Origin of the sequence: Azotobacter chroococcum, from assembly GCF_002220155.1 — a bacterium.
GTDB lineage: Bacteria > Pseudomonadota > Gammaproteobacteria > Pseudomonadales > Pseudomonadaceae > Azotobacter > Azotobacter chroococcum.
The window spans coordinates 3398785-3424602 of the sequence record NZ_CP011835.1; the positions used below are offsets into that span (position 1 = coordinate 3398785).

Here is a 25818-nt window from a genome sequence, read left to right on the forward strand (position 1 = left end):
TATCGAGGCAGGAGGCCTGCAAGGATACTCCGCGAGCCTGCCGGCGCGGCGCACGGCGACGTGAAGCGCCGCACGCCGCGCGCTTCAGAGAATGTTGGCGTAATCCGCCTCGATCCGCTCCATGCTGAGGTGGTTGAGGAAGTTGGAGAAGCACATCCAGGCCGACAGGGCATTGAGATCGCGGAACTGCTCCGGCAGGTACTTCGGCGGCACCACCAGGCCCTGGTCGACCAGCTGGCGCAGGGTGCGCATGTCCTCCAGGGTGGTCTTGCCGCAGAACAGCAGCGGGATCTGCTCCAGCTTGCCCTTGCGCACCGCCAGCTGGATGTAGTTGTAGATCAGGATGAAGCCCCGCAGATACGACAGGTCCTTGGTGAAGGGCATGCCGTCCGGCCGCGAGCCGCGGAACACACGACTGACGTTGGTGTAGCTGTCCTCGTCGCTCAGTCCCTGATCGCGGAAGAACTCGAAGATGTCCAGGAAGTTCGCCCCCTGCTCGGCCATGTGGATGGCGCGGGTGCGGTTGGTCAGCTTGCGCAGGCGGCTCGGATAGGAGGCGAAGGCGATCACCACCATCAGGATCGCCAGGCCCTCCTGCGTCACCGTGGAGGACGGCGGGCCCTTGGCCAGGAAGGTGCAGATCGGCTGGCTCAGCCCGTTGAGTGTGGTGGCCACGTGGACCAGCCCCTCATGCACCTCCAGGGCCCGCACGTCGCGCTCGTTGAACAGCGCGTCGCTGCGGATCTTGATGTAGTCGGCGCCGGCCGCGGCGTCGGCGACGATGCCATCGGACTCGAACACGCGCACCGTCGATTCGTTCTCGCCGAACACCCGGTTCAGGCGCTCCTGGAGCATCTGCACGGCAGTGCTGGCGTTGAGGGTCTTGGGCTCGTCCTTGAGGTCGCCGCGATCGGCGATCTGGTTCAGGTAGTCGGACAGCATCAGGCCGAAATCGGCCAGGGTCGGGTCGCCGGCATGGAAGGCATCCGAGGCGGCGCCGTAGAGTTCCTCGGAAATCAGCCCGAAATCCGCGGTGCCGCGCGCCTCGAGCATGCGGATGACCATGCGGTATTCCTTGCACATGCGCCGCATGATCTGCCCGACCGGACTGAACTGGCCGAGCTGGCGGGTGATGTCCCGTTCGATGCCCTGGAATTCCTGCTTCTTCGCCACTGAATCGAAGGATAACGGGCGACTTTCGTAGTAGGCCCGGTCCACCGGCGGCAGCTTGCGGCAGCCGGCGGCGAAGAAGCGTTGGCGCACCTCGTCGTCCCATTTCACCGCATCCAGCACGCGGATCGGCATCTGCGCCTCGACCAGCCGGTCGGAGAGACTGCGGATGATCTGCTGGTAATCGTCTTTCTGCTTGTTGCGTCTGCTCATCGAGCTCTCACTGGCCGACGCGCTGATAACGCGCCACTTCGCTGAAAACGTCGGAATGGGCAGGATCGTCCAGATAGGCGAAGACCCTGTCCAGCGGGCTGAGGACGCGCACCCCGGGGCCCCCTCCGGTGGCGATCGGCTTGCCGGCCAGCGCGCCCCGCTCCAGCGCCTGGCGAATCCGGGCCGGCTCCAGGTTGTAGAGCACCAGCTCGTTCTGCGCCGTCAGCTCGAAGCCGAGGATGAGGAAACCACCACCGAGATCGTCCGGCAGCCCGGCGGAAAGATACCAGCGCCGGCCATGGCGGGCCACGGTGAATTCGGCCTGCAGCAGCGCCTGCCCGTCATCCGCGCCTTCCTGGTACTGGTGGGCGCGATAATGATCGGGACCGGCCTGGCGAATCTCCAGGGCCAGCTGCTCGCCCCATTCGTTGCGCCGGCTCCACTCGCCGAGCAGCGGAATCGGCGCCGCCTCGCCGGGGACGATCTGTTCGGTGAAGCTCACCAGGCAGCCGGCGAGCAGGAGGAAGCACAGCAGGAGGACCGGAAGACGCCAGGCTTGCATAACGCTTTCCTCCGCCCGAAAGGGCCGCCCCCGATGTCCGCACCGGGGACGGCCCACCTTCAGAGCCCGAGCACCAGGTACATGTAGCGACTGAGAATGGCCAGCATCTCCTCGTCGTCCAGGCGTCCCGGACCGTCGAGCAGGCCCTGGTACTCCATGCGTCCGATGATCCCGGTCAGCACGCTGGCATCCTGTTCCGGATGCTGCGAACCGAGCACCTGGAAGAACTGGATGGCCCCCTGCTGGAGGATGCGCCGGTGGGAACGCGCCAGCTCGTGCAGACGCGGGTTGATCAGCGCCTCCTGCTGGAAGGCCTGTTCGGCGATCAGCTCGTCGCGGCGGAAATGCAGCTGGTGGCGCACGTAGCCCACCGCCAGCCGGGCGATCTCCTCGGCCAGCTGGCGGCGCGACTCGCCGCTGTCCTCCAGACGGTCGACCTGCTCCAGCAGAAGCCCCTGGGTTCGCTCCCAGAAGCCGGCCATGTAGGCCGCGCTGCGTGCGACGAACAACGCGAAGGTGTCCGTCAGCAGGTCGTCGATGTCCTTGAAATAGTAGGTGGTCGCCGACAGCGGCACGCCGGCCTCGGCGGCTACCGCCCGGTGGCGCACGGCACGCACGCCGTCGCGGATGATGATGCGCATGGCGGCGTCGAGAATCGCCTGGCGGCGCTGTTCGCTGCCGCGCCGGCTGGTCTTGCGACCTTGATACTGGACACTGTGGGCGACAGCGCTGGCCATGCGGGCGGCACTGTTCAGAGCGATGAACTGGGTCAAGACGGGCATCCTTTTCCAACTAAGACCTGTACCCATTGTTAGGGCTTTCGGCGCAGGAAGCAATCCATCATGGCACTTCAATGCCAAAATGTGCAGCCGGCCGGATGCATCCGCCAGCAACGAAAAGGCCCGCAGCGGAGTGCGGGCCTTTTCGGGAAGCGGCTACACGACGCCGGATCAGAGCTCCGGGCGCATGTGCGGGAAGAGGATCACATCGCGGATCGATGGCGAATCGGTCAGCAGCATCACCAGGCGGTCGATGCCGATGCCTTCGCCGGCGGTCGGCGGCATGCCGTATTCCAGGGCGCGCACGAAGTCGGCGTCGAAGTGCATGGCCTCGTCGTCGCCGGCATCCTTGTCCCGGACCTGCTGCATGAAGCGCTCGGCCTGGTCTTCGGCGTCGTTCAGCTCGGAGTAGGCGTTGGCGATCTCGCGGCCGCCGATGAACAGCTCGAAGCGGTCGGTGACGCTCGGGTCGTCATCGCTGCGCCGCGCCAGCGGCGAGACCTCGAAGGGATAGCGGGTGATGAAGGTCGGCTGTTCCAGGCGGTGCTCGACCAGCTCCTCGAAGATCATCGTCTGCAGCTTGCCGAGGCCCTCGAAGCCCTTGACGTCGGCACCGGCCGTCCTGGCGATGACGCGGCATTTCTCGATGTCGCGCAGGTCCTCGGCGGAGATTTCCGGGTTGTAGCGGAGGATCGAGTCGAACACCGACAGGCGGGTGAAGGGCTCGCCGAAGTGGAACACCTTGCCCTGGTAGGGCACGTCGGTGGTTCCCAGCACCAGCTGCGCCAGCTCGCGGAACAGCTGCTCGGTGAGGTCCATGTTGTCCTCGTAGTCGGCGTAGGCCTGGTAGAACTCGAGCATGGTGAACTCGGGGTTGTGGCGGGTCGAGACGCCTTCGTTGCGGAAGTTGCGGTTGATCTCGAAGACCCGCTCGAAGCCGCCGACCACCAGGCGCTTGAGGTAGAGTTCGGGCGCGATGCGCAGGAACATCGGCAGGTCCAGCGCGTTGTGGTGGGTCTGGAAGGGCTTGGCCGCGGCGCCGCCGGGAATGACCTGCAGCATCGGCGTTTCCACTTCGAGGAAATCGCGCTCGGCGAGGAAGCGGCGGATGTAGCCGATGATCTGCGAGCGCACGCGGAAGGTGTGGCGGGTTTCCTCGTTGACCATCAGGTCGACATAGCGCTGGCGGTAGCGCTGCTCGGTGTCGGTCAGGCCGTGGTGCTTGTCCGGCAGCGGGCGCAGCGACTTGGTCAGCAGGCGCACGCTCTGCATGTGCACGTAGAGGTCGCCCTTGCCGGAACGCGCCAGGCTGCCCTCGGCGGCGATGATGTCGCCAAGGTCCCAGTGCTTGACGGCTTCCAGGGTCTCGGCCGGCAGAGTCTTGCGGTCGACGTAGACCTGGATACGCCCGGTCATGTCCTGGATGACCATGAAGGCGCCGCGGTTGAGCATGATGCGCCCGGCCACCTTGACCGGGATCGCCGCCGCTTCCAGCTCCTCCTTGCTCGCCTCGGCATAGCGCTTCTGCAGGTCGGCGCAGTGGCTGTCGCGGCGGAAATCGTTGGGGAAGGCGTTGCCCTTCGCCCGCTCGGCGGCAAGCTTTTCCTTGCGCAGGGCGATCAGCTTGTTTTCTTCTTCGTGGAGGGCATGCTGGTTCAGCGGTTGTTCGCTCATGGTCGTGTCATGTTCCTGATAGGTTGCATCCCCTCGCCGCGCCGGGGAGAGGGTTCGGAAGAGGTGCAGCAAGCCCCTCCCCCTGCCCCCTGCCCGCCCGGCGGAAGGGGGCGTCAAGGCTTCAGAGCCCCTGCTTGAGGCTGGCTTCGATGAAGTCGTCGAGATCGCCGTCCAGCACCGCATCGCAGTTACTGTTCTCGATGCCGGTGCGCAGATCCTTGATCCGCGACTGGTCGAGCACGTAGGAGCGGATCTGGTGGCCCCAGCCGATATCCGACTTGGTGTCTTCCAGGGCCTGGGCCGCGGCATTGCGCTTCTGCACCTCCAGCTCGTACAGCTTGGCGCGCAGCATCTTCATCGCCGTGTCCTTGTTGGCGTGCTGGGAACGCTCGTTCTGGCAGCTCACCACGGTGTTGGTCGGCAGGTGGGTGATGCGCACGGCGGAGTCGGTGGTGTTCACGTGCTGGCCACCGGCGCCGGAAGAACGGTAGGTGTCGATGCGCAGGTCGGCCGGGTTGATATCGATCTCGATGTTGTCGTCGATTTCCGGCGAGGCGAACACTGCGGTAAACGAGGTATGCCGGCGGTTGCCGGAATCGAACGGGCTCTTGCGCACCAGCCGGTGCACGCCGATCTCGGTACGCAGCCAGCCAAAGGCATATTCGCCCTTGACATGCACGGTGGCGCCCTTGATACCGGCGACCTCACCTTCGGAGAGTTCCATGATGGTGGCGTCGAAGCCGTGCTTGTCGGCCCAGCGCAGGTACATGCGCAATAGCATGTTGGCCCAGTCCTGGGCCTCGGTGCCGCCGGAGCCGGCCTGGATGTCGAGATAGGCGTTGTTGGCGTCCATCTCGCCGCTGAACATGCGGCGGAACTCCAGCTTTTCGAGGATTTCGCGCAGGCGCTCGACTTCGCTGGCGACGTCGTTCACCGCGCCCTCGTCGTTCTCCTCGGCGGCCATGTCCAGCAGGTCACGGGAGTCGGCCAGGCTGCCGGTGAGTTCGTCCAGGGTTTCGACGATCTGCGCCAGCTGGGCGCGTTCGCGGCCCAGATTCTGCGCGTATTCCGGATTGCTCCAGATGTTCGGGTCTTCCAGCTCGCGATTGACTTCAATCAGGCGGTCATGCTTCTGATCGTAGTCAAAGATACCCCCGAATGGTCTGGGTGCGTTCGGACAGGTCCTTGATGCTGTTGACGATCGGGTTGATTTCCATGGTGGGCAGCACTCGCGGTCGGACAGTTCGAAAAGCCGGGGAGTATAACGCAGCGGGCCGTGACTGACAGCCCGCGCGTCCGCACACCGTGCCGCGCCAGCCGGGCTCAGGCGGCCTTGGCCTGGGTCTCCAGCTCCGCTTGGAGCTGCGGGTCGAGCCTCAGCTGCCGGGCCAGCTCGTCGAGGTAGGCACGCTCCATGAACTGCGCCTCGTCGACCGCTAGGAGGCTCGCGAGGTAGATCTCTGCAGCCAGTTCCGGCGTGTCGGCGGCCCTGGCCACCTCGGCCGGGTCCAGCGGCCTGTTCAACTCGGCATGCAGCCAGCGTTGCAGCTCGTCATCTTCGGCGACCTTCGCCAGCTCGCTCTCGATCAGCTGACGCTCGCGCTCGTCCACGTGCCCGTCGGCCTTGGCCGCGGCGACCAGCGCCTTGAGCAGTGCCTGACTGTGCTCCTCGGCCTTTTCCGGCGGCAGGCGGTCGAGGGTCTGCGGCTCGCGCCGGGGAGCGCCGGCCTGCCGTGCCTGCCAGTTGCTGAAGGCCTGGTAGGCCAGCACCCCGAGAGCGGCGAGACCGCCGTAGGCCATGGCGTTGCCGCCCAGCTTGCCGAGTCGCCGCTTGCCGAGCAGCAGGCCGAGGGCGCCGGCTGCCAGCGCGCCCTTGCCTTTGCCGCCCATCAGGGCGCCGCCGGCACCGCCGAGAAGGTCGCCGAGCCCGGCAGCCCCGCTTCCACTGCCGGGCAGTGGCGGCCCCTGGCGGCGAAAGCCCTGGGCGGACCTGAGCAGTTGATCGAGCAATCCACTGGTGTTCATCGCGCAGTCTCCTCTGGTCGAAGCGCGAGACCGGCGGATCAGTCGAACTCGCCGGGCTCGCGGAACGGCGTGTCGCGATGCGTGGCCCGCACGTACTGCGCCGGCCAGGGCACCGTCTTGTCGCCGAGAAAGTCCGCTGCATGCAGCGGCCAGTAGGGGTCGCGCAGCAGCTCGCGGGCCAGCAGGATCAGGTCGGCCTGACCGGTGCGCAGGATGTGCTCGGCCTGCGCCGCCTCGGTGATCATGCCCACCGCGCCGGTGGCGATGCCCGCCTCGCGGCGCACCTGCTCGGCGAAGCGGGTCTGGTAGCCCGGGCCGACAGGGATTTCCGCCGCCGCCGCGGTGCCGCCGGAGGACACGTCGATCAAGTCGACGCCCAGCGCCTTCAGGCGCCGGGCCAGCTCCACCGTCTCCTCCGGGTTCCAGCCCTCCTCCACCCAGTCGGTGGCCGACAGGCGGACGAACAGCGGCAGGGTCTCGGGCCACACCGCACGCACCGCCTCGGTCACCTCCAGCAGCAGGCGGATGCGGTTGTCGAAGCTGCCACCGTACTGGTCCCGACGCTGATTGGACAACGGCGAGAGGAATTGATGCAGCAGATAGCCGTGTGCGGCATGCACCTCGGCGACCTTGAAGCCGGCGGTCAGGGCGCGCTCGGCGGCGCGCACGAAGCCCTGGACGATTTCGCCGACACCGGCCTCGTCGAGGACCCGGGGCACCGTGTGGCGGGGATCGAAAGGAATCGCCGACGGGCCGACCGGAACCCAGCCGCCCGCCGCGGGCGGCACGCTGCCCGGCCGTCCCAGCCAGGGCTGCCAGACGCTCGCCTTGCGCCCGGCATGGGCCAGCTGGACGCCGGCCAGCGAGCCCTGGGCCTCGATGAAGGCGGTGATCCGGCGCAGCGGCTCGATCTGCTCGTCGCACCAGAGGCCGAGGTCCTGGGCGGAGATCCGGCCCTCGGCGGCGACCGCGGTGGCCTCGACGATCACCAACCCGGCCCCGCCCACCGCGCGGCTGCCCAGGTGCACCAGATGCCAGTCGTTGGCCAGCCCGTCGCGAGCCGAGTACTGGCACATCGGCGACACCACGATGCGGTTGGGCAGGGTCAGCTGACGCAGGGTCAGGGGCTCGAACAGCAGGCTCATGGCAACACTCCCTTGGGTCCTAACGAATGGTCGATGCTTCAACAACTCTAGCCTTCGTTCTGGCGCGCACGCGCCGCCGGAGCGAGAGGATCGGCAACCCATCGAGCCCGCTCAGCGGGCCTCGAGATGCACCACCACCAGCTGCACGCTCTCCTGCCCGCGGTATTCGTTGACGTCCAGCCGGTAGGCCAGCTCGACCCAGCGCACCGTGGGGTTCGGCCATTGCTCGCGGTCGATGTTGAAGGCGATGGCGTCGAGCTGCAGCGCGCCGCACTCGCTGCGTACCACCAGCTTCAGATGACGCTCGCCGACCAGGCGCTGCTGAACGACTTGGAACATCCCATGGAACAGCGGCTCGGGAAAATGCTGGCCCCAGGGGCCGGCTTGGCGCAGGGCGCGGGCCAGATCGAGATGGAACTCCTCGACGCCGAGCTGGCCGTCGGAGAGCAGCCGTCCGGTCAGATCGTCGGCGCAGAGCTGGCGGCGCACCTCGGTGTCGAAGGCGGCGGCGAAGGCAGCGAAGTTCTCTTCCGGGAGCGACAGCCCGGCGGCCATCGCATGCCCGCCGAACTTGCTGATCAGCCCCGGATGGCGGGCCGCCACCGCATCCAGCGCATCGCGGATGTGGAAGCCCGGCACCGAACGCGCCGAGCCCTTGAGCAGGCCGTCGCCCGCATCGGCGAAGGCGATGGCCGGACGGTGATAGCGCTCCTTGAGGCGCGAGGCGAGGATGCCGATCACCCCCTGGTGCCAGTCCGGCTCGAACAGACAGAGGCCGAAGGGCAACTCCTCGACCGGCAGCTCCTTGAGCTGGGCCAGCGCCTCGCGCTGCATGCCCTGCTCGATGGCCTTGCGGTCCTGGTTGAGCTGGTCGAGCTGTACCGCCATGTCGCGGGCCAGCCCCTCGTCCTCGCAGAGCAGGCATTCGATGCCGAGGGACATGTCGTCGAGCCGCCCGGCGGCGTTCAGCCGCGGTCCGAGAATGAAGCCGAGATCGGTGGAGGTGATCCGCCGGTAGTCGCGGCCGGCCACCTCGAGCAGCGCGCGCAGACCCGGCCGCGCCCGTCCGGCACGGATGCGCGCCAGCCCCTGGTGGACCAGGATGCGGTTGTTGGCGTCCAGCGGCACCACGTCGGCGACACTGCCCAGGGCGACCAGATCGAGCAGCTCGGCCAGGTTCGGCTCGCTCCGCGGCCCGGCGAACCAGCCCTGCTCGCGCAGCCGGGCGCGCAGCGCCAGCAGCACGTAGAAGATCACCCCGACGCCGGCCATGGCCTTGCTGGAAAAATCGCAGCCCGGCTGGTTGGGATTGACGATGGCGTCCGCCGCCGGCAGCTCGCGGCCCGGCAGGTGGTGGTCGGTGACCAGCACGCGCAGGCCGGCAGCCCTGGCCGCGGCTACGCCATCGAGGCTGGAGATCCCGTTGTCCACCGTCACCAGCAGCTCCGGCCGGCGCTCTAGGGCCACGGCGACGATCTCGGGGGTCAGCCCGTAGCCGTACTCGAAGCGGTTCGGCACCAGGTAGTCGACATGCGCCGCGCCGAGCAGGCGCAGACCGAGCACGCCGACCGTGCTGGCGGTGGCGCCGTCAGCGTCGAAGTCGCCGATGAAGAGGATGCGCCGGCGCTCGTGCAACGCCTCGACCAGCAGCTCCACCGCCGTCTCGATGCCCTTGAGCTGGCGGAAGGGCAGCAGCCGTGCCAGCCCCTTGTCCAGTTCGGCCGCGGACTGCACGCCGCGGGCGGCGTAGAGGCGGGTCAGCAGCGGCGGCAGGTCGCCCAGCGCGGGCAGTCGTTCGGGCAGCGGGCGGGGTTCGATACGCATGACGGGGGAAGGGACTCAAATTCTATGGCGGTAAGCGCATTTGGGAGCAAAGCCGATCGCAAATGAATGGGCTCCCACGAAGAAACGGCGATCAGCGCTCGCCGAGCAGCCACTCCAGGGGGACCTCGTGCTGGCCGCGCTCGTCGGTGACGAACAGTTCGCCGTCGCTGATCATCACGCTCCACTGGATGCTGCGCGGCAGGTCCCGAGCCAACGCGCCCAGCGCCTCGGCATCGACGGCGGCGATGGAGAGGTTCTTCAGGCCCTTCACCGCGTCCACGACCTTGCCCTGCCAGACCCGCAGGCTGCCATAGGCCAGCAGGCTGACCCGCTCGGCGCGGCGCGAGCACCAGGTCAGACGCTCGGCGTCCGGCTGGCCGACCTCGATCCAGTGCAGGATGCGGTCATCGAGGCTCTTCTGCCACAGCGCCGGCTCGTCGACGTCCGACAGGCCGCGGCCGAAGGCCAACTGCCCGTCGTACCAGAGGGCATAGGCGATCAGCCGCACGGCCAGGCGCTCCTCGGTCTCCGAGGGATGCCGGGCGACGGTGAAGCGCAGGCTCTCGTAGACCCCGCGATCCAGGTCGGTGAGGTTGAGTTCGACTTTGTAGGGGGTGGCTTGCAGGGCCATGGCAGGCGTCCGGTCCGATCCGAGGGGCGGCAAGTGTACCCCGAATCCGGACACCGGACTGCAGCACTCAGTCGGCGAACCGCTCGACCCGGTTGCGGCCCTTGGCCTTGGCCCGGTACAGCGCCTGATCGCCCAGCGCCAGCAGGCGCGACAGCTCGTAGCCGGCCTGCGCCGTGGAGGCAATGCCGATGCTGACGCTGACGCGCACCTCAGTCCCCAGCAACAATTCGCTGCAGGCCCGGCGGATGCGTTCGGCCACCTGCAGCGCCGCCATCTCGTCGGCCCCGGGCAGCAGGCAGGCGAACTCCTCGCCGCCGATGCGCCCACAGATATCCTGCTGGCGGATGCCCAGCGCCAGCAGACGGCCGAAGGCGATCAGCGCCGCATCGCCCATGGCGTGGCCATGGGTGTCGTTCAGGCGCTTGAAGTGATCGAGGTCGCAGAGCAACAGGGTCGCCGGCCGCCCCTCGGCGGCGCAGCGGACCAGCAGGGCCTCGCTGCCGGCGGTGAAGGCCCGGCGGTTGCCGATGTCGGTGAGCGGATCGCGATAGGCCACCGCGCGGTAACGCAGCTCGGCGCGCTCGCGGACCATGGCCAGAGTGGCGAAGGCCATGCCGATGATGAACAGGAAGGCCTCCAGCAGCCGCCAGGTCAGGAAGCCGTCGTCCAGTCCGCCCCATATCCAGTCGATGTCGTGCCTGCCGCTCAGCAACAGAAGCCCGCTGCAGAAGAGTGCGTGCGCCAGCAGCAACGCCAGTACCGGGCCAATGGCGACCTCCAGCAGCCGGCGCGCGCCCCACAGCTCCCCTGCCGTCAGCAGGGTATAGAGGATCGTGAGCAGGGTGGCGACCGTCAGCCGCAACGATACCGTGCTCATGAAGTACGGCCACTGGCAGAGCAGCGCCCACAGCAGCGCACCGCCGGCAATGCCCGGCCACCAGAGGCGCCGCCCGACGAATATGCGCATGGTCGCCCAGCCCAGGCCGCTCGCCAGCTGCAGCAGCATATGGCCAAGCATGATGGACAGGGTGTCCATCCCCCGGCCACGCAAGCCGACCACCAGCACGCCCAGCCCCGCCAACAGGAGCGTGCCGGCCGAGCAGCCGAGGGTCGACTCGCCATCGCTGCGCCACCATACATGCAGCATCAGGCAGCCCAGCAGGGTGAGCACGTAGACATTCAGCAGAAACAGCGTGGGCAGATGCAGGCTCATGGGCGGGCCGGAAGCGGTACCGGAAGGCGAAACTCTACGTGCGCCGCCGGCCGGGCGCCAGAGCCTGGATGCCACGCCCGGACTGTTCGGGTCCGGCAGCACGGGTTAGAGTCGCCGCCATCGCCAGCCCGACGGACCCCACGCCATGCCCAGCCCAGCCAAACCTCTCGCCGGCCTCAAGGTGATCGAACTCGGCAGTCTGATCGCCGGCCCCTTCGCTGCGCGTCTCTGTGCGGAGTTCGGCGCCGAGGTGATCAAGGTCGAATCACCCGACGGCGGCGATCCGCTGCGCAAGTGGCGCAAGCTCTACGAGGGCACCTCGCTGTGGTGGTTCGTCCAGGCGCGCAACAAGAAGTCGCTCACCCTCAACCTCAAGCATCCGGACGGCCTGGCGATCCTCAGGCAGCTCTTGGCCGATGCGGACATCCTGATCGAGAACTTCCGTCCCGGCGTGCTGGAAAAGCTCGGCCTCGGCTGGGAGGTACTGCATGAACTCAACCCGAAGCTGGTGATGGTGCGCCTGTCCGGCTTCGGCCAGAGCGGACCGCTGAAGGAGCAGCCGGGCTTCGGCGCGGTCGGCGAGTCGATGGGCGGCCTGCGCTACATCACCGGTTTCGAGGACCGTCCGCCGGTGCGCACCGGCATCTCCATCGGCGACTCCATCGCCGCGCTCTGGGGGGTGATCGGCGCGCTCATGGCGCTGCGCCATCGCGAAGTCGGCGGCGGCCAGGGCCAGGTGGTGGACGTGGCGCTCTACGAGGCGGTGTTCGCCATGATGGAAAGCCTGGTGCCGGAGTTCGACGTGTTCGGCTTCATCCGCGAGCGCAGCGGCAACATCATGCCCGGCATCACCCCCTCCTCCATCCACACCTGCGCCGACGGCCGCCATCTGCAGATCGGCGCCAATGGCGATGCGATCTTCCGGCGTTTCATGCGGGCCATCGGCCGCATTGATCTGGCCGACGACCCGACGCTCGCCGACAACGCCGGCCGCGATGCGCGCCGCGACGAACTCTACGGGGTGATCGACCGCTGGGCCGCGTCCCTGCCGGCGGACCAGGCCATGGCCCTGCTCAACCGCGCCGAGGTACCGGCCAGCCGCATCTATTCGGTGGAAGACATGGTCGCCGACCCGCAGTTTCTCGCCCGCGAAATGTTCCTCTCCGCCCGCCTGCCGGACGGCAAGCAGTTCAAGATGCCCGGCATCGTGCCCAAGCTGTCGGACACGCCCGGCTCGGCGGACTGGGTGGGGCCGGTGCTGGGCGAGCACACGGCCGAGCTGCTGCAAGCGCTCGGTTACAGTGCAGAGCAGATCGCCGCCCTGCGCGAAAACGGAGCGGTCTGACCTCCGGCATTGCCCTGTCCGGGGCCCCAAACGAAAGGCCCCGCAATCGTCGCGGGGCCTTTCGTCGCTCGCAGGGCTCAGAACACGGCGCTCTGCCGAGCGCACTGCCCCCGCTCCAGCGCCGCGATCACCTTGGGCGAGAGACGCCCTTCGAGGATGCGCAGGTCGCGATGGAGACCATCCACCACATCGATGAGCAACCACTTGTCCATCAATTGCACCGGACGGAGCAGACGCTCGATCAGGATCTCGCCTGCTCCATTGTGCAGGGTCAGCAGCCGACTTCCATCCGGGCGAACCGCTCCTATATCGATCTTGTAAGGCGCCAGCGCCTCGACCAGCAACGCACGCGTGCTCTCCATATCCAAACACCTCAGGTGATGAGAAGGCTGCTTACAGCCTGCAAATGACTTGCCAGCACGCGGAAAGTTTCCGCCCGGCCTGTTCTCCAGGCATCGGGGCACGGCGCTCATGGAAAGCAGAGAGACCCGCGAGCGGTCGCCATGACCGGCCCGCGATGCACGGAACAGGCTACGGAGGGAATATGAAAGAAAAAAGCCGCCTCCCTGCCGGGAAGCGGCTTCGTAGCTCGAGCGTCAGCGGGCTTCAGTGGGCAGCGGCACGCCTCACAGCGGCTTGCCGCGGTTGCCGTGCTGGCCGACGAAGGCCTGTACCGCCTTGAGGTCGTTGGGCAGCACGGTGCAGCGCTCCGCGCGCTGGAACAGGTCGGCCAGGTGTGCCGGCAGCTGCGGAGCTGCGCCGATGCCGGCCTTCTCCACCGCTTCCGGGAACTTGACCGGATGGGCGGTGCCGAGGATCACCATCGGCAGGGCCAGGCTGCGGCGGCATTCGCGGGCGGCCTTGACGCCGATTGCGGTGTGCGGGTCGAGCAGATAGCCGGTCTCGCCGTGCACCTCGGCGATGGTGGCGCAGGTGCCTTCGTCATCCACCGCCAGCGAGTCGAACAGGCGGCGCGCCTCGGTCCAGCGCTCGTCCTCGACCGACAGCTTGCCGGTGGCCTTGAACTCGTCCATCAGCGCGCTGACGGCGAGACCGTTGCGGCCGTGCAGGTCGAACAGCAGGCGCTCGAAGTTGGAGGAAACCATGATGTCCATCGACGGCGACAGCGACGGGTGCAGGGTGTCCTTGTCGTAGCGGTTGCCGGACATGAAGCGGTGCAGGATGTCGTTGCGGTTGGTGGCGACGATCAACTGGTTGACCGGCAGGCCCATGTTGCGCGCCAGGTAGCCGGCGAAGATGTCGCCGAAGTTGCCGGTCGGCACCGAGAAGGCCACCGAGCGGTGCGGCGCGCCGAGCTGCAGGGCGGCGTGGAAGTAGTAGACGATCTGGGCCATGATCCGCGCCCAGTTGATCGAGTTGACCGCCACCAGCCGGGTGCCCTTGAGGAAGCCCTGGTCGGCGAAGCTGGCCTTGACCATCTCCTGGCAGTCGTCGAAGTTGCCTTCGATGGCGATGTTGTGGATGTTGTCGCCGAGGATGGTGGTCATCTGCCGGCGCTGCACCTCGGACACGCGGTTGTGCGGGTGCATGATGAAGATGTCGACGTTGTCACAGGCCTTGCAGCCTTCGATGGCGGCCGAGCCGGTGTCGCCGGAGGTGGCGCCCATGATCACCACGCGCTCGTTGCGCCTGGTCAGCACGTGGTCGAGCAGGCGGCCGAGCAGCTGCAGGGCGAAGTCCTTGAACGCCAGGGTCGGGCCCTGGAACAGCTCGAGCACCCACTCGTTGGCGCCCAGCTGGGTCAGCGGGGCGACCGCCTTGTGGGCGAACACGCCGTAGGTTTCTTCCAGAATCCGCTTGAAGTCGGCGTCCGCGATGCTGCCGGCGACGAACGGGCGCATCACCCGGAAGGCCAGCTCGTGGTACGGCAGGCCGGCCCAGGAGGCGATTTCCTCGACGGTGAAGCGCGGCAGGTTTTCCGGCACGTAGAGGCCGCCGTCGCTGGCGAGGCCGGCCAGCAGCACGTCTTCGAAATTCAGGGCCGGCGCCTGGCCGCGGGTGCTGATGTAGCGCATGTGTGCAAACCTTCGGTTCGGGCCGCAGGCCCCAGGCCGCAGCGACGTGGGCACTGGCGGCGGGCGGCGGGCGGCTTGTAGCGGATTAGTTGAGCTGTTCGACGCGGATGCGGACGACCTTGCCGACCACGCCCTCGAGCGCCTCCATGGCAGCGATGGCCTCGTCGATGCAACGCTCCCGGACCCGGTGGGTGACCAGGATCATCGGCACCAGGCCGTCGTGCTCCTCGGCTTCCTTCTGCATGATGGATTCGATGTTGATGCCGCGCTCGGAGAGGATGCTCGCCACCTGGGCCAGCACGCCCGGATGGTCCTTGGCCTGGATGCGCAGGTAGTAGGCGCTCTCGCAGGCGGCGATCGGCAGGATCGGGTGGGCGGACAGCGCATCGGGCTGGAAGGCCAGGTGCGGCACGCGGTTCTCCGGGTCGGAGGTCATGGCGCGCACCACGTCCACCAGATCGGCCACCACCGCCGAGGCGGTCGGCTCCATGCCGGCGCCGGCGCCGCAGAACAGGGTCGAACCGACCGCGTCGCCGTTGACCATCACCGCGTTCATCACGCCGTTGACGTTGGCGATCAGGCGATCGGCGGGGATCAGCGTCGGATGCACGCGCAGCTCGAAGCCCTCGCTGGTGCGCCGGGCGATGCCCAGATGCTTGATGCGATAGCCCAGCGCCTCGGCATAGTTGACGTCGGCGCTGGTCAGCCTGGAGATGCCTTCGGTGTAGGCCTTGTCGAACTGCAGCGGGATGCCGAAGGCGATCGAGGCGAGGATGGTCAGCTTGTGGGCGGCATCGATGCCTTCCACGTCGAAGGTCGGATCGGCCTCGGCATAACCCAGCGCCTGGGCTTCCTTGAGCACGTCGGCAAAGGCCCGGCCCTTCTCGCGCATTTCGCTGAGGATGAAGTTGCCGGTGCCGTTGATGATGCCGGCCACCCAGTTGATGCGGTTGCCGGCCAGCCCCTCGCGGATCGCCTTGATCACCGGGATACCGCCGGCCACCGCCGCCTCGAAGGCGACGATCACCCCCTTCTCGCGGGCCTTGGCGAAGATCTCGTCGCCATGCACGGCGATCAACGCCTTGTTCGCGGTGACCACATGCTTGCCGTTGTCGATGGCCTTGAGCACCAGTTCGCGGGCCAGGCCGCAGCCACCGATCAGCTCGACGACGACCTCGATCTGCGGATTGTCGACCAGCTCGAAAACGTCGGCGGCGATGGGGGTGCCGGCGATATCGCATTTCGGGTTGGCGCTGCGCATGGCGATCAGGGCAATCTCGATTTCGCGCCCGGCACGGCGGGCGATCTCCTCGGCATTGCGTTTGAGCACATTGAAGGTGCCGCCACCGACGGTACCCAGTCCACAGATGCCTACTTTGACCGGTTTCACGCTGAAACTCCCCATCCTCACCGCAGAAAACGACCGGGCATGCCCCGGCCGCAGAGAAAAGAGCCGCACATTACGAAGCACTCAGCCTTTAGTCAATTGGCGCACCACCCGCAGGTCGCCGGCGGCGCGACCCGACGGCTGCACGGTCAGTTGGTCGCCTGGGCGGCCAGCGCCTGCTTGGCCAGTTGCGGCGCCGGCTGGTAGCCCGGGATCATCTGCCCATTGGCCAGCACCACGGCGGGGGTGCCCTGCACGCCGACCATCTGACCCAGCTCGAACTGCCTGGCGACCGGGTTGTCGCAGGTGGCCGCCGGCACCTTCTCGCGCGCCTTGGCCTTGTTCATCGCCGCCTGGCGGTCCTTGGCGCACCAGACACTGACCAGGTCCCCATAGCCATGGGAGCCGACGCCCTGGCGCGGGAAGGCCACGTAGCGCACCTCGACACCGAGCCGGTTAAGCTCCGGCACCTCGCTGTGCAGCTTCTGGCAGTAGCCACAGTCGGTGTCGGTGAAGACGGTGATGTGGGTCTTCGGCTCCTTGGGCGCGAAGATCACCATCTCGCTGGCCGGAATGCCATTGATGGTCTTCGCCACGGCCTGGCTTTCCGCCTTCTCGGTGAGGTTGAGCGGCTTGCCGCCCTTGAGCTGATACAGGTAGCCCTGCATGACGAACTGACCGTCGGCACTGGCATAGAGCATCCGCCCACCCTTCAACTGGACCTGGTAGAGCCCTGCCATCGGACTTTCGGCAATGGACTCGATCGGCAGCCCCGGCTGCATCTGCTGCAGGGCCTTGCGAATGGCCTGGTCGGGATCGGCAGCCAGGGCCAGAGTGCTTGCCAGGCCGAGCGCCGCGACGGCGAAAAGGGAGGAAACGCGCATGGATACTCCGGAGGGATGGGATGGTGCGAATGGGCAGAGCCTATCACAAGCGGGACACGCCGAACGGTCTATTCAGCCGCGTGGATGATGCCGCGCGTGCAGCTCCTGCAGGCGTGCCCGGGCGATGTGAGTGTAGATCTGGGTGGTCGACAGGTCGCTGTGGCCGAGGAGCATCTGCACCACGCGCAGGTCGGCGCCGTGGTTGAGCAGATGGGTAGCGAAGGCATGGCGCAGGGTGTGCGGCGACAGGCTCTTGTCGATCCCCGCCACCCGGGCATGATGCTTGATGCGGTGCCAGAAGGTCTGCCGGGTCATCTGCTCGCCGCGCAGGCTGGGAAAGAGCACGTCGCTCGGCCGGCCACCCAGCAACAGCGACCGGCCCTCGGCCAGATAGCGCTCGAGCCAGACGATGGCCTCCTCACCCAGCGGCACCAGGCGCTCCTTGCTGCCCTTGCCGAACACCCGCACCACGCCCTGGCGCAGGTTCAGCTGCTCCAGGCGCAGGCCGACCAGTTCGCTGACGCGCAGGCCGCAGGCATACAGCACCTCGAGCATGGCGCGGTCGCGCAGGCCGAGCGGGTCGTCGCTTTCCGGAGCAGCCAGCAGCGCCTCGACATCGGTTTCGGAGAGGGACTTGGGCAGGGGACGGCCCAGTTGCGGCAGATCCACCTGCAGGGTCGGATCGCTGGCGATCACCCCCTCGCGCAGCAGGTAGCGGAAGAAGCCGCGCAGACCGGAGAGGAAGCGCGCCGTGGAGCGGGCCTTGTAACCGGCATCGACTCGCCAGGCCAGGTGATCGAGGATTAGTTCGCGCCCCACCCCGATCAGTTCCAGACCGCGCTCGCGCAGCCAGCCGTTGAACAGCTCGAGGTCGCTGCGATAGGCCGCCCGGGTATGCGCCGACAGGCCCTTCTCCAGCCAGAGGACCTCGAGAAAACGCTCGATCTGTGGATGCTCGACGGCGGTCATACTGCTCCTTGCCAACAAGACGGACAGAGAAGAATCGCCAGCGGCGGCCCGCTGGCAGCGGCAGTCCAATCAGGCTGCCTCGTCCTTTTCCATGGGGAAATCGGGCAGTATCGCCCGCAGTTGCCTGTTCTCGTCGATGGCGACGACGCTGAAGACGCCGGTGATCGCCTTCTTGCGGCTGCCGCAACACATGCCTTCGACGAAGATCTCCACCCCGACCTTGCAACTGGTGTTGCCGACCTTCACCACCCGACCGACCCGTTCGACGATTGAGCCGCCCGGAATCGGATGCTTGAAATCGACCCGGTCCGAAGAGACCGTGACGGGCGGCAGACGGCAGAAGCGCGTCGCGGGGATGAACGAGATTTCGCCCATCCAGCCCAGCGCGGTGCCGCCGAACAGGGGGTTGTGGTGGTTAGTGGTGAACGGAAAGACCGCTTTGGTAATGCGGGTTTCGGATGACGCGATCCGACGCTGGATTTCTTGCTCTCTAGGGGTCATGCCACTACTTCCTGATAAAAAATAGGTGGCTGCCACTGGCGGGATGTTGCTTTTGTGCGCGGCAAGGCGGGACTACGTGCCGCCCAACGCCGCACAAACGAAAAAGCAGCCTTTCGGCTGCTTTTTCGAGGAGAAAAGCGCTGATCAGGAGAGCTTTTCCTTGATACGTGCCGCTTTGCCGGACAGGTCGCGAAGATAATACAGCTTGGCCTTGCGCACGTCACCGCGACGCTTGACGGAAATGCTGTCGACCAGCGGGCTGTAGGTCTGAAAGGTACGCTCGACGCCCACGCCGCTGGAGATCTTGCGCACGGTGAAGGCGCTGTTCAGGCCGCGGTTGCGCTTGCCGATGACCACACCCTCGAAAGCCTGCAGACGCTGGCGCTCGCCTTCCTTCACCTTAACCTGCACGATCACGGTGTCGCCCGGGGCGAAGGCCGGAATCTCTTTGTTCATCTGCTCGGCTTCGAGCTGCTGAATGATCTTGTTGGTCATCTGAGTGCTCCTGAGACAGACCCCTGGCCTGCCATCGATACGTCAACTATCGTCCCGCTGGCGAAGGTATTCCGCCAACAGCTTTTGCTCTTCTCCAGAAAGCGAGCGGCTATCCAGAAGATCGGCACGGCGCTCCCAGGTCCGCCCAAGGGACTGCTGCAAGCGCCAGCGCCGGATGTGCTCGTGATTGCCGCTGAGCAGCACCTCAGGAACACCTTTACCCTCGTACACCTCCGGTCGGGTGTAGTGCGGGCAGTCGAGCAGGCCGTCGGTGAACGAGTCCTCCTCGGCTGAATCGGAATGCCCCAGCGCACCGGGCAACAACCGCGTAACCGCATCGATCAGCACCATGGCCGGCAGCTCGCCGCCGGACAGGACGTAGTCGCCGATCGACCATTCCTCATCCACGTGCGCTTCGATGAAGCGCTCGTCGATGCCCTCGTAACGGCCAGCGATGAGGATCAGAGCCTCCTCCTGCGCCAGCTCGCGTACCGCCTGCTGCTTCAGCTGGCGGCCCTGCGGCGACAGGTAGATCACCCTCGCCCGCCCCCCGACGGCCTCCCTGGCAGCAGCCAGCGCACGCTCCAGGGGTTGAATCTTCATGACCATGCCCGGGCCGCCGCCGAACGGACGATCATCCACCGTCTGGTGGCGGTCCTCCGTGAAGCTCCGGGGATTCCAGCAGTTGAGCCTGAGCAGCCCTTGCTTGACCGCACGGCTGGTTATGCCGAAATCACGGATGGCAGCAAACATCTCCGGAAAGATGCTGATGACTTCGACTTGCATGCTCAGAAATCCGCATCCCAGTCCACCTGCATCTCACCGGCGGCCAGATCCACCCGCAGCACGCACTGCTCCGTATAGGGCAGCAGGCGCTCGCGATCATCCAGACTGCCAGCACAGGCCCTGACCACCAGCACATCGTTGGCGCCGGTTTCCAGCAGATGGTCGACCCTGCCGAGCAAGCGGCCCGCCTGGTCGATTACCCGCAAGCCTTCGAGCTGATGCCAGTAGTACTCGCCTTCATCCAGCCGGGGCAGTTGAGCGAGGGGAATGAGAATTTCGAAGTCCGCCAAGGCGCGCGCCTCGTCGCGATCATCGACCCCCCTCAGCTTGGCTACCAGGACCCTGCCCTGCAGGCGGCCCCCGACCAGCTCTGCCTGCCGCCACTCATCGCCACGCCTGAGCGTCCAGCGACGATAGTCGAGCAGGTTGTCGATCGGATCGGTGAAGGAATAGACCTTCACTTCCCCGCGGACGCCGTGCACCGAAGTGATCTTGCCGAGAACGATCAGCTCATCGGCGGATGCAGGCGTCGTGTCCATAGCGAACTCAGGCAGTCGCCTTGGCCGCTTCCTTGAGCAGCTGGGCAACGCGCTCGGACGGCTGGGCGCCCTGGCTCAGCCAGTAGGCGGCACGCGCCTGATCCACGGACAGCTTGACTTCGGCACCCGAGGCGACCGGGTTGAAGAAGCCGATGCGCTCGACGAAACGACCGTCGCGGGCGTTGCGGCTGTTGGTCACGGTCAGGTGGTAGAAGGGGCGCTTCTTGGAGCCGCCACGGGCAAGACGGATGGTTACCATGTGAACATCGTTCCTGTAGTCGGTGCTGCAAAACCAGATTGCATACTGGGCTCATGGCCCGAAAGGCCGCAGATTCTAAAGGTTATGCAGCGTTTTGCAAACGGCTTTTCACCAGACGGCCGACGAACCTCGCCCCGAACCGCCCAGGGCCCCTGGAACCGGCGGGGCAACCGGGCCGGCCAAACCGGCCACTAGACCTTGGGAAGCCGGCCGCCCGGGAACATGCCGCTCATGCCGCGCATCATCTTGGCCATGCCCCCCTTGGCACTGAACTTCTTCATCATCTTCTGCATCTGCTTGTGCTGCTTGATCAGCCGGCCGACATCCTGCACCTGGGTGCCGGAGCCGAGGGCGATGCGGCGCTTGCGCGAACCACTGATCATGTCCGGATCGCGACGCTCGGCCGGAGTCATGGAGTTGATGATCGCCTCCATCTGCATAAACTGCTTCTCCGCCACACCCTGGGCATTGCCCATCTGCGCCAGGTTGACGCCGCCGATGGCCGGCAACTTGTCCATCAGCCCGCCGAGCCCGCCCATGTTCTTCATCTGCTGCAACTGGTCGCGGAAGTCCTCCAGATCGAAGCCCTTGCCCTTCTTCAGCTTGCTGGTGAGCTTCTCGGCCTTCTCGCGATCGAGCTTGTGCTCGGCCTCCTCGATCAGGCTGAGCACGTCGCCCATGCCGAGGATGCGCGAGGCCATGCGATCTGGATGGAAGGGCTCCAGCGCCTCGCTCTTCTCACCCATGCCGATGAACTTGATCGGCTTGCCGGTGATGTAGCGGACCGACAGGGCCGCGCCGCCGCGCGCATCGCCATCCACCTTGGTCAGCACCACGCCGGTCAGCGGCAGGGCGTCGCCGAAGGCCTTGGCGGTGTTGGCGGCATCCTGGCCGGTCATCGCATCAACCACGAAGAGGGTCTCGACCGGTTTGACGGCGGCATGCAGGAGCCTGATCTCCTCCATCATCTCGGCATCGACGTGCAGGCGACCGGCGGTATCCAGCAGCACCACGTCGATGAACTTGAGCCGGGCCTCGCGGATCGCCGCCTGGGCGATGTCCACTGGCTTCTGGCTGGCATCGGACGGAAAGAAGGTGACGCCGACCTCCCCGGCCAGAGTTTCCAGCTGCTTGATCGCTGCCGGACGATAGATGTCGGCGGAAACCACCAGGACCGACTTCTTGCGGCGCTCCTTGAGGAAGCGCGCCAGCTTGCCCACGGTAGTGGTCTTGCCCGCCCCCTGCAGGCCGGCCATCAGCACCACCGCCGGTGGCGCCGCATTCAGCGCCAGATCCTCGTTGGCCGCCCCCATCAGCTCTTCCAGTTCGGCACGGACGATCTTCACGAAGGCCTGCCCCGGGGTCAGGCTCTTCGAGACCTCGGTGCCGACGGCACGCTCCTTGATCCGATTGACGAACTCCTTGACCACCGGCAGCGCGACATCGGCCTCGAGCAGGGCCATGCGCACCTCGCGCAGGGTGTCCTTGATGTTGTCCTCGGTCAGCTTGGCCTTGCCGGTGACATGGCGAAGGGTCTGGGAAAGGCGATCGGTAAGGTTTTCGAACATGCGCGTTCCTTTCGGGCTCTGAAGAGCCTGGGTGGGCTTGCAGCGGGCCGACAATTATAAACGAAGGCACCTGGAGCCGACACCGCTGGCGGTCTTTCGTGAGAAGCCCGTTATATGCCACACTCCGGGCTTTAGGACCTGCCAGACACGGACTCATGCACCCACTGCTGCCCAGCCTCGCCGCCGCCGGTCTATACGCCTCCGCCACGCTCTACCAAGGCGTGCGCTTGGCCAGACGCAGCCTGCCGGACAAGCGCCTGCTGCTCCTGCTGGGCATCCTGGCCCTGATCGCCCACGGCATCAGCCTGGTTCCGCAACTGCTGGGGCCGAACGGCCTGACCCTGCACTTCTTCAATGCCTCCAGCCTGGTTGCCGCCTCGGTGATCGCCCTGACCCTGCTCGCCAGCTGCTACATGCCGGTGGAGAACCTGTTGCTGCTGCTGCTGCCGCTGAGCGCACTCACCGTGCTGCTGGCCCAGTTCATGCCGGTCGGCACCCTGCAGGGAATCGACGAGGACCCCGGGATTCTCGCCCATATCCTGCTGTCGATCCTCGCCTACGGCATGCTCACCATCGCCATGTTCCAGTCCCTGCTGCTGCTGTTACAGGATCACCAGCTGAAGCACAAGCATCCCTCCGGCCTGACCCGCAACTTCCCGCCGCTGCAGACCATGGAGAGCCTGCTGTTCAGCTTTCTCTGGGCCGGCTGGGGACTGCTCTCGCTGTCGCTGATCTCCGGCTGGCTGTTCCTCGACGACCTGTTCGCCCAGCATCTGGTGCACAAGACCCTGCTCGCCTGCCTGGCCTGGCTGGTCTTCGCCGCCCTGCTGGTCGGCCGCCACCGGCTCGGCTGGCGCGGGCACACGGCGATCCGCTGGACTCTGAGCGGCTTCTGCCTGCTCATGCTCGCCTACTTCGGCAGCAAGCTGGTCCGCGAATTCATCCTGCATGTCTAGCGCTCCATCCCGAAAGGCCGCCCGACGCAAGGGCAGTCCCTGCCGGCAGGCAAGCCGGCAGGAGGCATGCCTCGTCCACTCTCCCGCGCACACCCCGGACCGCCCATGGACGCCCTGCATCCCGGTTACCTGATCGGACTGCTGATTTTTCTGCTGCTGTGCTCGGCGTTCTTCTCCAGCGCCGAAACAGGTCTGCTCAGCCTCAACCGCTATCGCCTGCGTCACCGCGCCAGGGAGGGGCATCGCGGCGCCCAGCGCGCCAATGCGCTACTTAAACGTCCCGACCGCCTGCTCGGCACCATCCTGATCGGCAACAACTTCGTCAACATCCTCGCCTCCGCCATCGCCACCGTGCTGGCCACGCGCCTGTGGGGCGAGGCCGGCATCGCCATCGCCACCCTCGGCCTGACCCTCGCCCTGCTGATCTTCGGCGAGATCACCCCCAAGACCCTGGCCGCCGTACGCCCGGAAATGGTGGCCTACCCTTTCAGCCTGCCGCTGGCACAGCTGCAGAAGATCCTCTACCCGCTGGTAGTCCTGCTCGGCTGGATCAGCAACGGTCTGCTCCGCCTGATCGGCATCGCCCCGCACAGCCAGGGCAGCGAGAGCCTGACCAGCGAGGAGCTGCGCAGCATGCTCCACGAGTCCGGCGAAGCGCTGCCGTTGAACCGGCAGGGCATGCTGCTCGGGATCCTCGATCTGGAGAGGGTCAGCGTCAACGACATCATGATCCCGCGCAACGAGGTCGTCGGCATCGATCTGGACGATACGCTGGAAGCCATCGTCGACCAGCTGCGCAGCACCTCGCACACACGCCTGCCGGTATTCCGTGGAGATATCAACCAGATCGATGGCGTGGTGCACATGCGCCACATCGCCCGCCTGCTCACCCGGGACCAGCTGACCAAGGAGAATCTGCGCGAGGCCTGCCAGGAACCCTACTTCGTCCCGGAGAACACGCCGCTGGCCACCCAGTTGATCCATTTCCAGCAGCAGAAGCGGCGCATCGCCATAGTGGTCGACGAATACGGCGACGTGCAGGGCATCGTCACCCTCGAGGACATCCTGGAGGAGATCGTCGGCGAGTTCACCAACCGCGACAGCCTGCTCGGTCCGGACATCCAGCCGCAGGAAGACGGCGCCCAGATCATCGATGGCGCCGCCCACATACGCGAAGTGAACAAGGTGCTCGGCTGGCAGCTGCCGAGCGACGGCCCACGGACCCTCAACGGACTGATCACCGAAGCCCTGCAAAGCATGCCCGAGTGCGGGGTCTGCCTGAGCATCGGCGCCTATCGCCTGGAGATCCTCGAAACGACGGGGAACCGGGTGAAAAACGTGCGAATCTGGGAGGCCGAAGCGCAGCCTTCGTCGACACCGACGACCGAATGACGGGAAGGCGGCCCCGCGAGCCGCCTGGAGTCGTTACAGCAGCACCTCGACCGCCTGCGCGGCGTGCGTTGCCTTCTGCCGTGCAGCCTCCACCGAAGCGTCCCGCGCCAGGGCCACGCCCATCCGCCGCTGCCCTGCCACTTCCGGCTTGCCGAACAGGCGCAGTGCCGTATCCGGCTCGGCGAGCGCCGCACCCAGATTGGCGAAGCTCACCTCGCGGGAGCTGCCCTCGACCAGGATCACCGCCGAGGCGGCCGGCCCGAACTGGCGAATCGTCGGGATCGGCAGTCCGAGAATGGCCCGTGCGTGCAGGGCAAACTCGGAGAGATCCTGGGAAATCAGCGTCACCAGCCCGGTGTCGTGGGGACGCGGCGAAACCTCGCTGAACCAGACCCGGTCGCCCTTGACGAACAGCTCGACGCCGAACAGCCCGCGCCCGCCCAGCGCCTCGGTGACCGTCCTGGCGATGCGCTCGGACTCGGCCTGCGCCGCGGCGGTCATCACCTGCGGCTGCCAGGACTCCTGATAGTCACCCTTCTCCTGGCGGTGACCGATGGGCGCGCAGAAGGTGGTACCGCCGGCATGGCGCACGGTGAGCAGGGTGATTTCGTAGTCGAAGTCGATGAATCCCTCGACGATCACCCGCCCCTTGCCGGCACGCCCGCCCTCCTGTGCATAGTCCCAGGCAGCCTGCAGCTGCTCCGGCCCTTTCAGCAGGCTCTGCCCCTTGCCGGAGGAACTCATGATCGGCTTGACCACGCAGGGGAAGCCGAGCGCTTCCGCCGCCGCACGGTACTCCTCGAAGCTGTCGGCGAACCGGTAGGGCGAGGTCGGCAACCCCAGCTCTTCCGCGGCCAGACGGCGGATACCCTCGCGGTTCATGGTCAGATGGGCCGCACGCGCGCTGGGAATCACCGTAAAGCCCTCGCGCTCCAGCTCGATCAGGGTCGTGGTGGCGATGGCTTCGATTTCCGGCACGATGTAGTGCGGTCGCTCCTGCTCGATCACCGCGCGCAGGGCAGCACCATCGAGCATGTTGATCACGTGGCTGCGGTGGGCGACCTGCATGGCCGGAGCATCGGCATAACGATCCACGGCGATCACCTCCACACCGAAACGCTGCAGCTCGATCACCACTTCCTTGCCCAGCTCGCCTGAGCCACAGAGCAATACACGGGTCGCGCTCGGCGACAGCGGAGTTCCAATACGGGACATGGATTTTCCTTCAACATGAGGGGGCCTGCCCACGCCCGGAGGCACGAACAGGTGCAATCTACGCGATCAGGCCCTTGGCGCGAGCCCGTTCGGCGCACAATGCCAGTATCTGGCGACGTTCGAAATTGTCCAATCGTCGCCAGCGTCTGATTTCATCCACCGTACGCTGGCAGGCGAGGCAGACATCATGCTCGTCCAGGGCGCACAACTGCACACAGGGCGAAGGGACGGGTCGTTCGTCGTTCATCAG

General features: G+C 66.5%; 26 protein-coding genes. 3 read left to right on the forward strand and 23 right to left on the reverse strand.

Features of this window, described 5'->3' with window-relative positions:
- Window positions 1–84: 84 nt before the first annotated feature.
- The 10 genes from ACG10_RS15780 to ACG10_RS15825 form a co-directional block, all read right to left on the reverse strand.
- Window positions 85–1383 carry a flavohemoglobin expression-modulating QEGLA motif protein gene (locus ACG10_RS15780; RefSeq protein WP_089168930.1) on the reverse strand — a complete coding sequence of 433 codons (1299 nt, stop codon included), beginning with the start codon at window positions 1381–1383 and terminating at the stop codon, window positions 85–87.
- Window positions 1384–1390: 7 nt separating this feature from the next.
- On the reverse strand, window positions 1391–1945 hold the full coding sequence (locus ACG10_RS15785; RefSeq protein WP_089168931.1) for a hypothetical protein: 555 nt from the start codon (window positions 1943–1945) through the stop codon (window positions 1391–1393).
- Between the two features lie 59 nt (window positions 1946–2004).
- A complete protein-coding gene (locus ACG10_RS15790; RefSeq protein ID WP_232487279.1) occupies window positions 2005–2682 on the reverse strand; it encodes a TetR/AcrR family transcriptional regulator in 678 nt (225 codons plus the stop codon).
- Between the two features lie 213 nt (window positions 2683–2895).
- Window positions 2896–4398, reverse strand: a complete 1503-nt coding sequence (lysS, locus tag ACG10_RS15795; RefSeq protein WP_089168933.1) for a lysine--tRNA ligase — start codon at window positions 4396–4398, stop codon at window positions 2896–2898.
- Between the two features lie 121 nt (window positions 4399–4519).
- A protein-coding gene (gene prfB / locus ACG10_RS15800) for a peptide chain release factor 2 (protein WP_131255637.1) occupies window positions 4520–5615 on the reverse strand; the annotation gives its coding sequence in 2 pieces (ribosomal slippage) (window positions 4520–5542 and window positions 5544–5615; 1095 coding nt in all).
- Between the two features lie 106 nt (window positions 5616–5721).
- Complete coding sequence (locus ACG10_RS15805) at window positions 5722–6423, reverse strand: tellurite resistance TerB family protein (RefSeq protein ID WP_039802548.1); 702 nt, start codon at window positions 6421–6423, stop codon at window positions 5722–5724.
- A gap of 38 nt (window positions 6424–6461) precedes the next feature.
- Window positions 6462–7568 (reverse strand): NADH:flavin oxidoreductase/NADH oxidase, encoded by a 1107-nt coding sequence (locus ACG10_RS15810; protein WP_089168934.1) that lies wholly within the window; start codon window positions 7566–7568, stop codon window positions 6462–6464.
- A 111-nt stretch (window positions 7569–7679) separates the two neighbouring features.
- Window positions 7680–9392 carry a single-stranded-DNA-specific exonuclease RecJ gene (gene recJ / locus ACG10_RS15815; protein ID WP_089168935.1) on the reverse strand — a complete coding sequence of 571 codons (1713 nt, stop codon included), beginning with the start codon at window positions 9390–9392 and terminating at the stop codon, window positions 7680–7682.
- 91 nt (window positions 9393–9483) lie between these two features.
- Entirely contained in the window at window positions 9484–10023 is a 540-nt protein-coding gene (locus tag ACG10_RS15820; RefSeq protein ID WP_089168936.1) for a YaeQ family protein, read from the reverse strand.
- Window positions 10024–10090: 67 nt separating this feature from the next.
- Window positions 10091–11236, reverse strand: coding sequence for a GGDEF domain-containing protein (locus ACG10_RS15825; RefSeq protein ID WP_232487124.1), 1146 nt, complete (start codon window positions 11234–11236; stop codon window positions 10091–10093).
- A 145-nt stretch (window positions 11237–11381) separates the two neighbouring features.
- On the opposite strand from ACG10_RS15825, the gene ACG10_RS15830 reads away from it, so the two are divergent.
- Entirely contained in the window at window positions 11382–12581 is a 1200-nt protein-coding gene (locus ACG10_RS15830; RefSeq protein WP_089168938.1) for a CaiB/BaiF CoA transferase family protein, read from the forward strand.
- Window positions 12582–12658: 77 nt separating this feature from the next.
- Here the strand turns inward: ACG10_RS15830 and ACG10_RS15835 are convergent, their stop codons facing one another.
- From ACG10_RS15835 to ffh, 11 genes are all read right to left on the reverse strand, one after another.
- A complete protein-coding gene (locus tag ACG10_RS15835) occupies window positions 12659–12943 on the reverse strand; it encodes a DUF3509 domain-containing protein (protein ID WP_089168939.1) in 285 nt (94 codons plus the stop codon).
- Window positions 12944–13207: 264 nt separating this feature from the next.
- The gene (gene thrC / locus ACG10_RS15840; RefSeq protein ID WP_089168940.1) at window positions 13208–14617 is read right to left on the reverse strand and encodes a threonine synthase; all 1410 of its coding nucleotides are present in this window, start codon (window positions 14615–14617) and stop codon (window positions 13208–13210) included.
- Window positions 14618–14702: 85 nt separating this feature from the next.
- Complete coding sequence (locus tag ACG10_RS15845) at window positions 14703–16007, reverse strand: homoserine dehydrogenase (RefSeq protein WP_089168941.1); 1305 nt, start codon at window positions 16005–16007, stop codon at window positions 14703–14705.
- A gap of 146 nt (window positions 16008–16153) precedes the next feature.
- Window positions 16154–16888: a disulfide isomerase DsbC N-terminal domain-containing protein gene (locus ACG10_RS15850; RefSeq protein WP_089168942.1), complete on the reverse strand. Its 735-nt coding sequence runs from the start codon at window positions 16886–16888 to the stop codon at window positions 16154–16156.
- 72 nt (window positions 16889–16960) lie between these two features.
- The gene (xerD, locus tag ACG10_RS15855; protein WP_089168943.1) at window positions 16961–17857 is read right to left on the reverse strand and encodes a site-specific tyrosine recombinase XerD; all 897 of its coding nucleotides are present in this window, start codon (window positions 17855–17857) and stop codon (window positions 16961–16963) included.
- A gap of 69 nt (window positions 17858–17926) precedes the next feature.
- A complete protein-coding gene (locus ACG10_RS15860; RefSeq protein WP_089168944.1) occupies window positions 17927–18358 on the reverse strand; it encodes an acyl-CoA thioesterase in 432 nt (143 codons plus the stop codon).
- A gap of 144 nt (window positions 18359–18502) precedes the next feature.
- On the reverse strand, window positions 18503–18853 hold the full coding sequence (rplS, locus tag ACG10_RS15865) for a 50S ribosomal protein L19 (protein ID WP_039802523.1): 351 nt from the start codon (window positions 18851–18853) through the stop codon (window positions 18503–18505).
- 42 nt (window positions 18854–18895) lie between these two features.
- Complete coding sequence (gene trmD, locus ACG10_RS15870; protein WP_089168945.1) at window positions 18896–19639, reverse strand: tRNA (guanosine(37)-N1)-methyltransferase TrmD; 744 nt, start codon at window positions 19637–19639, stop codon at window positions 18896–18898.
- A gap of 2 nt (window positions 19640–19641) precedes the next feature.
- On the reverse strand, window positions 19642–20178 hold the full coding sequence (rimM, locus tag ACG10_RS15875; RefSeq protein WP_089168946.1) for a ribosome maturation factor RimM: 537 nt from the start codon (window positions 20176–20178) through the stop codon (window positions 19642–19644).
- A gap of 7 nt (window positions 20179–20185) precedes the next feature.
- A complete protein-coding gene (rpsP, locus tag ACG10_RS15880; RefSeq protein WP_089168947.1) occupies window positions 20186–20437 on the reverse strand; it encodes a 30S ribosomal protein S16 in 252 nt (83 codons plus the stop codon).
- 191 nt (window positions 20438–20628) lie between these two features.
- Window positions 20629–22005 carry a signal recognition particle protein gene (gene ffh / locus ACG10_RS15885; protein WP_089168948.1) on the reverse strand — a complete coding sequence of 459 codons (1377 nt, stop codon included), beginning with the start codon at window positions 22003–22005 and terminating at the stop codon, window positions 20629–20631.
- A 155-nt stretch (window positions 22006–22160) separates the two neighbouring features.
- On the opposite strand from ffh, the gene ACG10_RS15890 reads away from it, so the two are divergent.
- A complete protein-coding gene (locus ACG10_RS15890) occupies window positions 22161–22961 on the forward strand; it encodes a cytochrome C assembly family protein (protein WP_089168949.1) in 801 nt (266 codons plus the stop codon).
- A gap of 105 nt (window positions 22962–23066) precedes the next feature.
- Window positions 23067–24353, forward strand: a complete 1287-nt coding sequence (locus ACG10_RS15895) for an HlyC/CorC family transporter (protein ID WP_089168950.1) — start codon at window positions 23067–23069, stop codon at window positions 24351–24353.
- 33 nt (window positions 24354–24386) lie between these two features.
- On the opposite strand, the gene purT is transcribed toward ACG10_RS15895, so the two are convergent.
- Window positions 24387–25568 (reverse strand): formate-dependent phosphoribosylglycinamide formyltransferase, encoded by a 1182-nt coding sequence (gene purT, locus ACG10_RS15900; RefSeq protein ID WP_089168951.1) that lies wholly within the window; start codon window positions 25566–25568, stop codon window positions 24387–24389.
- 58 nt (window positions 25569–25626) lie between these two features.
- Window positions 25627–25815 (reverse strand): DUF1289 domain-containing protein, encoded by a 189-nt coding sequence (locus tag ACG10_RS15905; RefSeq protein WP_408608416.1) that lies wholly within the window; start codon window positions 25813–25815, stop codon window positions 25627–25629.
- Window positions 25816–25818: the final 3 nt, after the last annotated feature.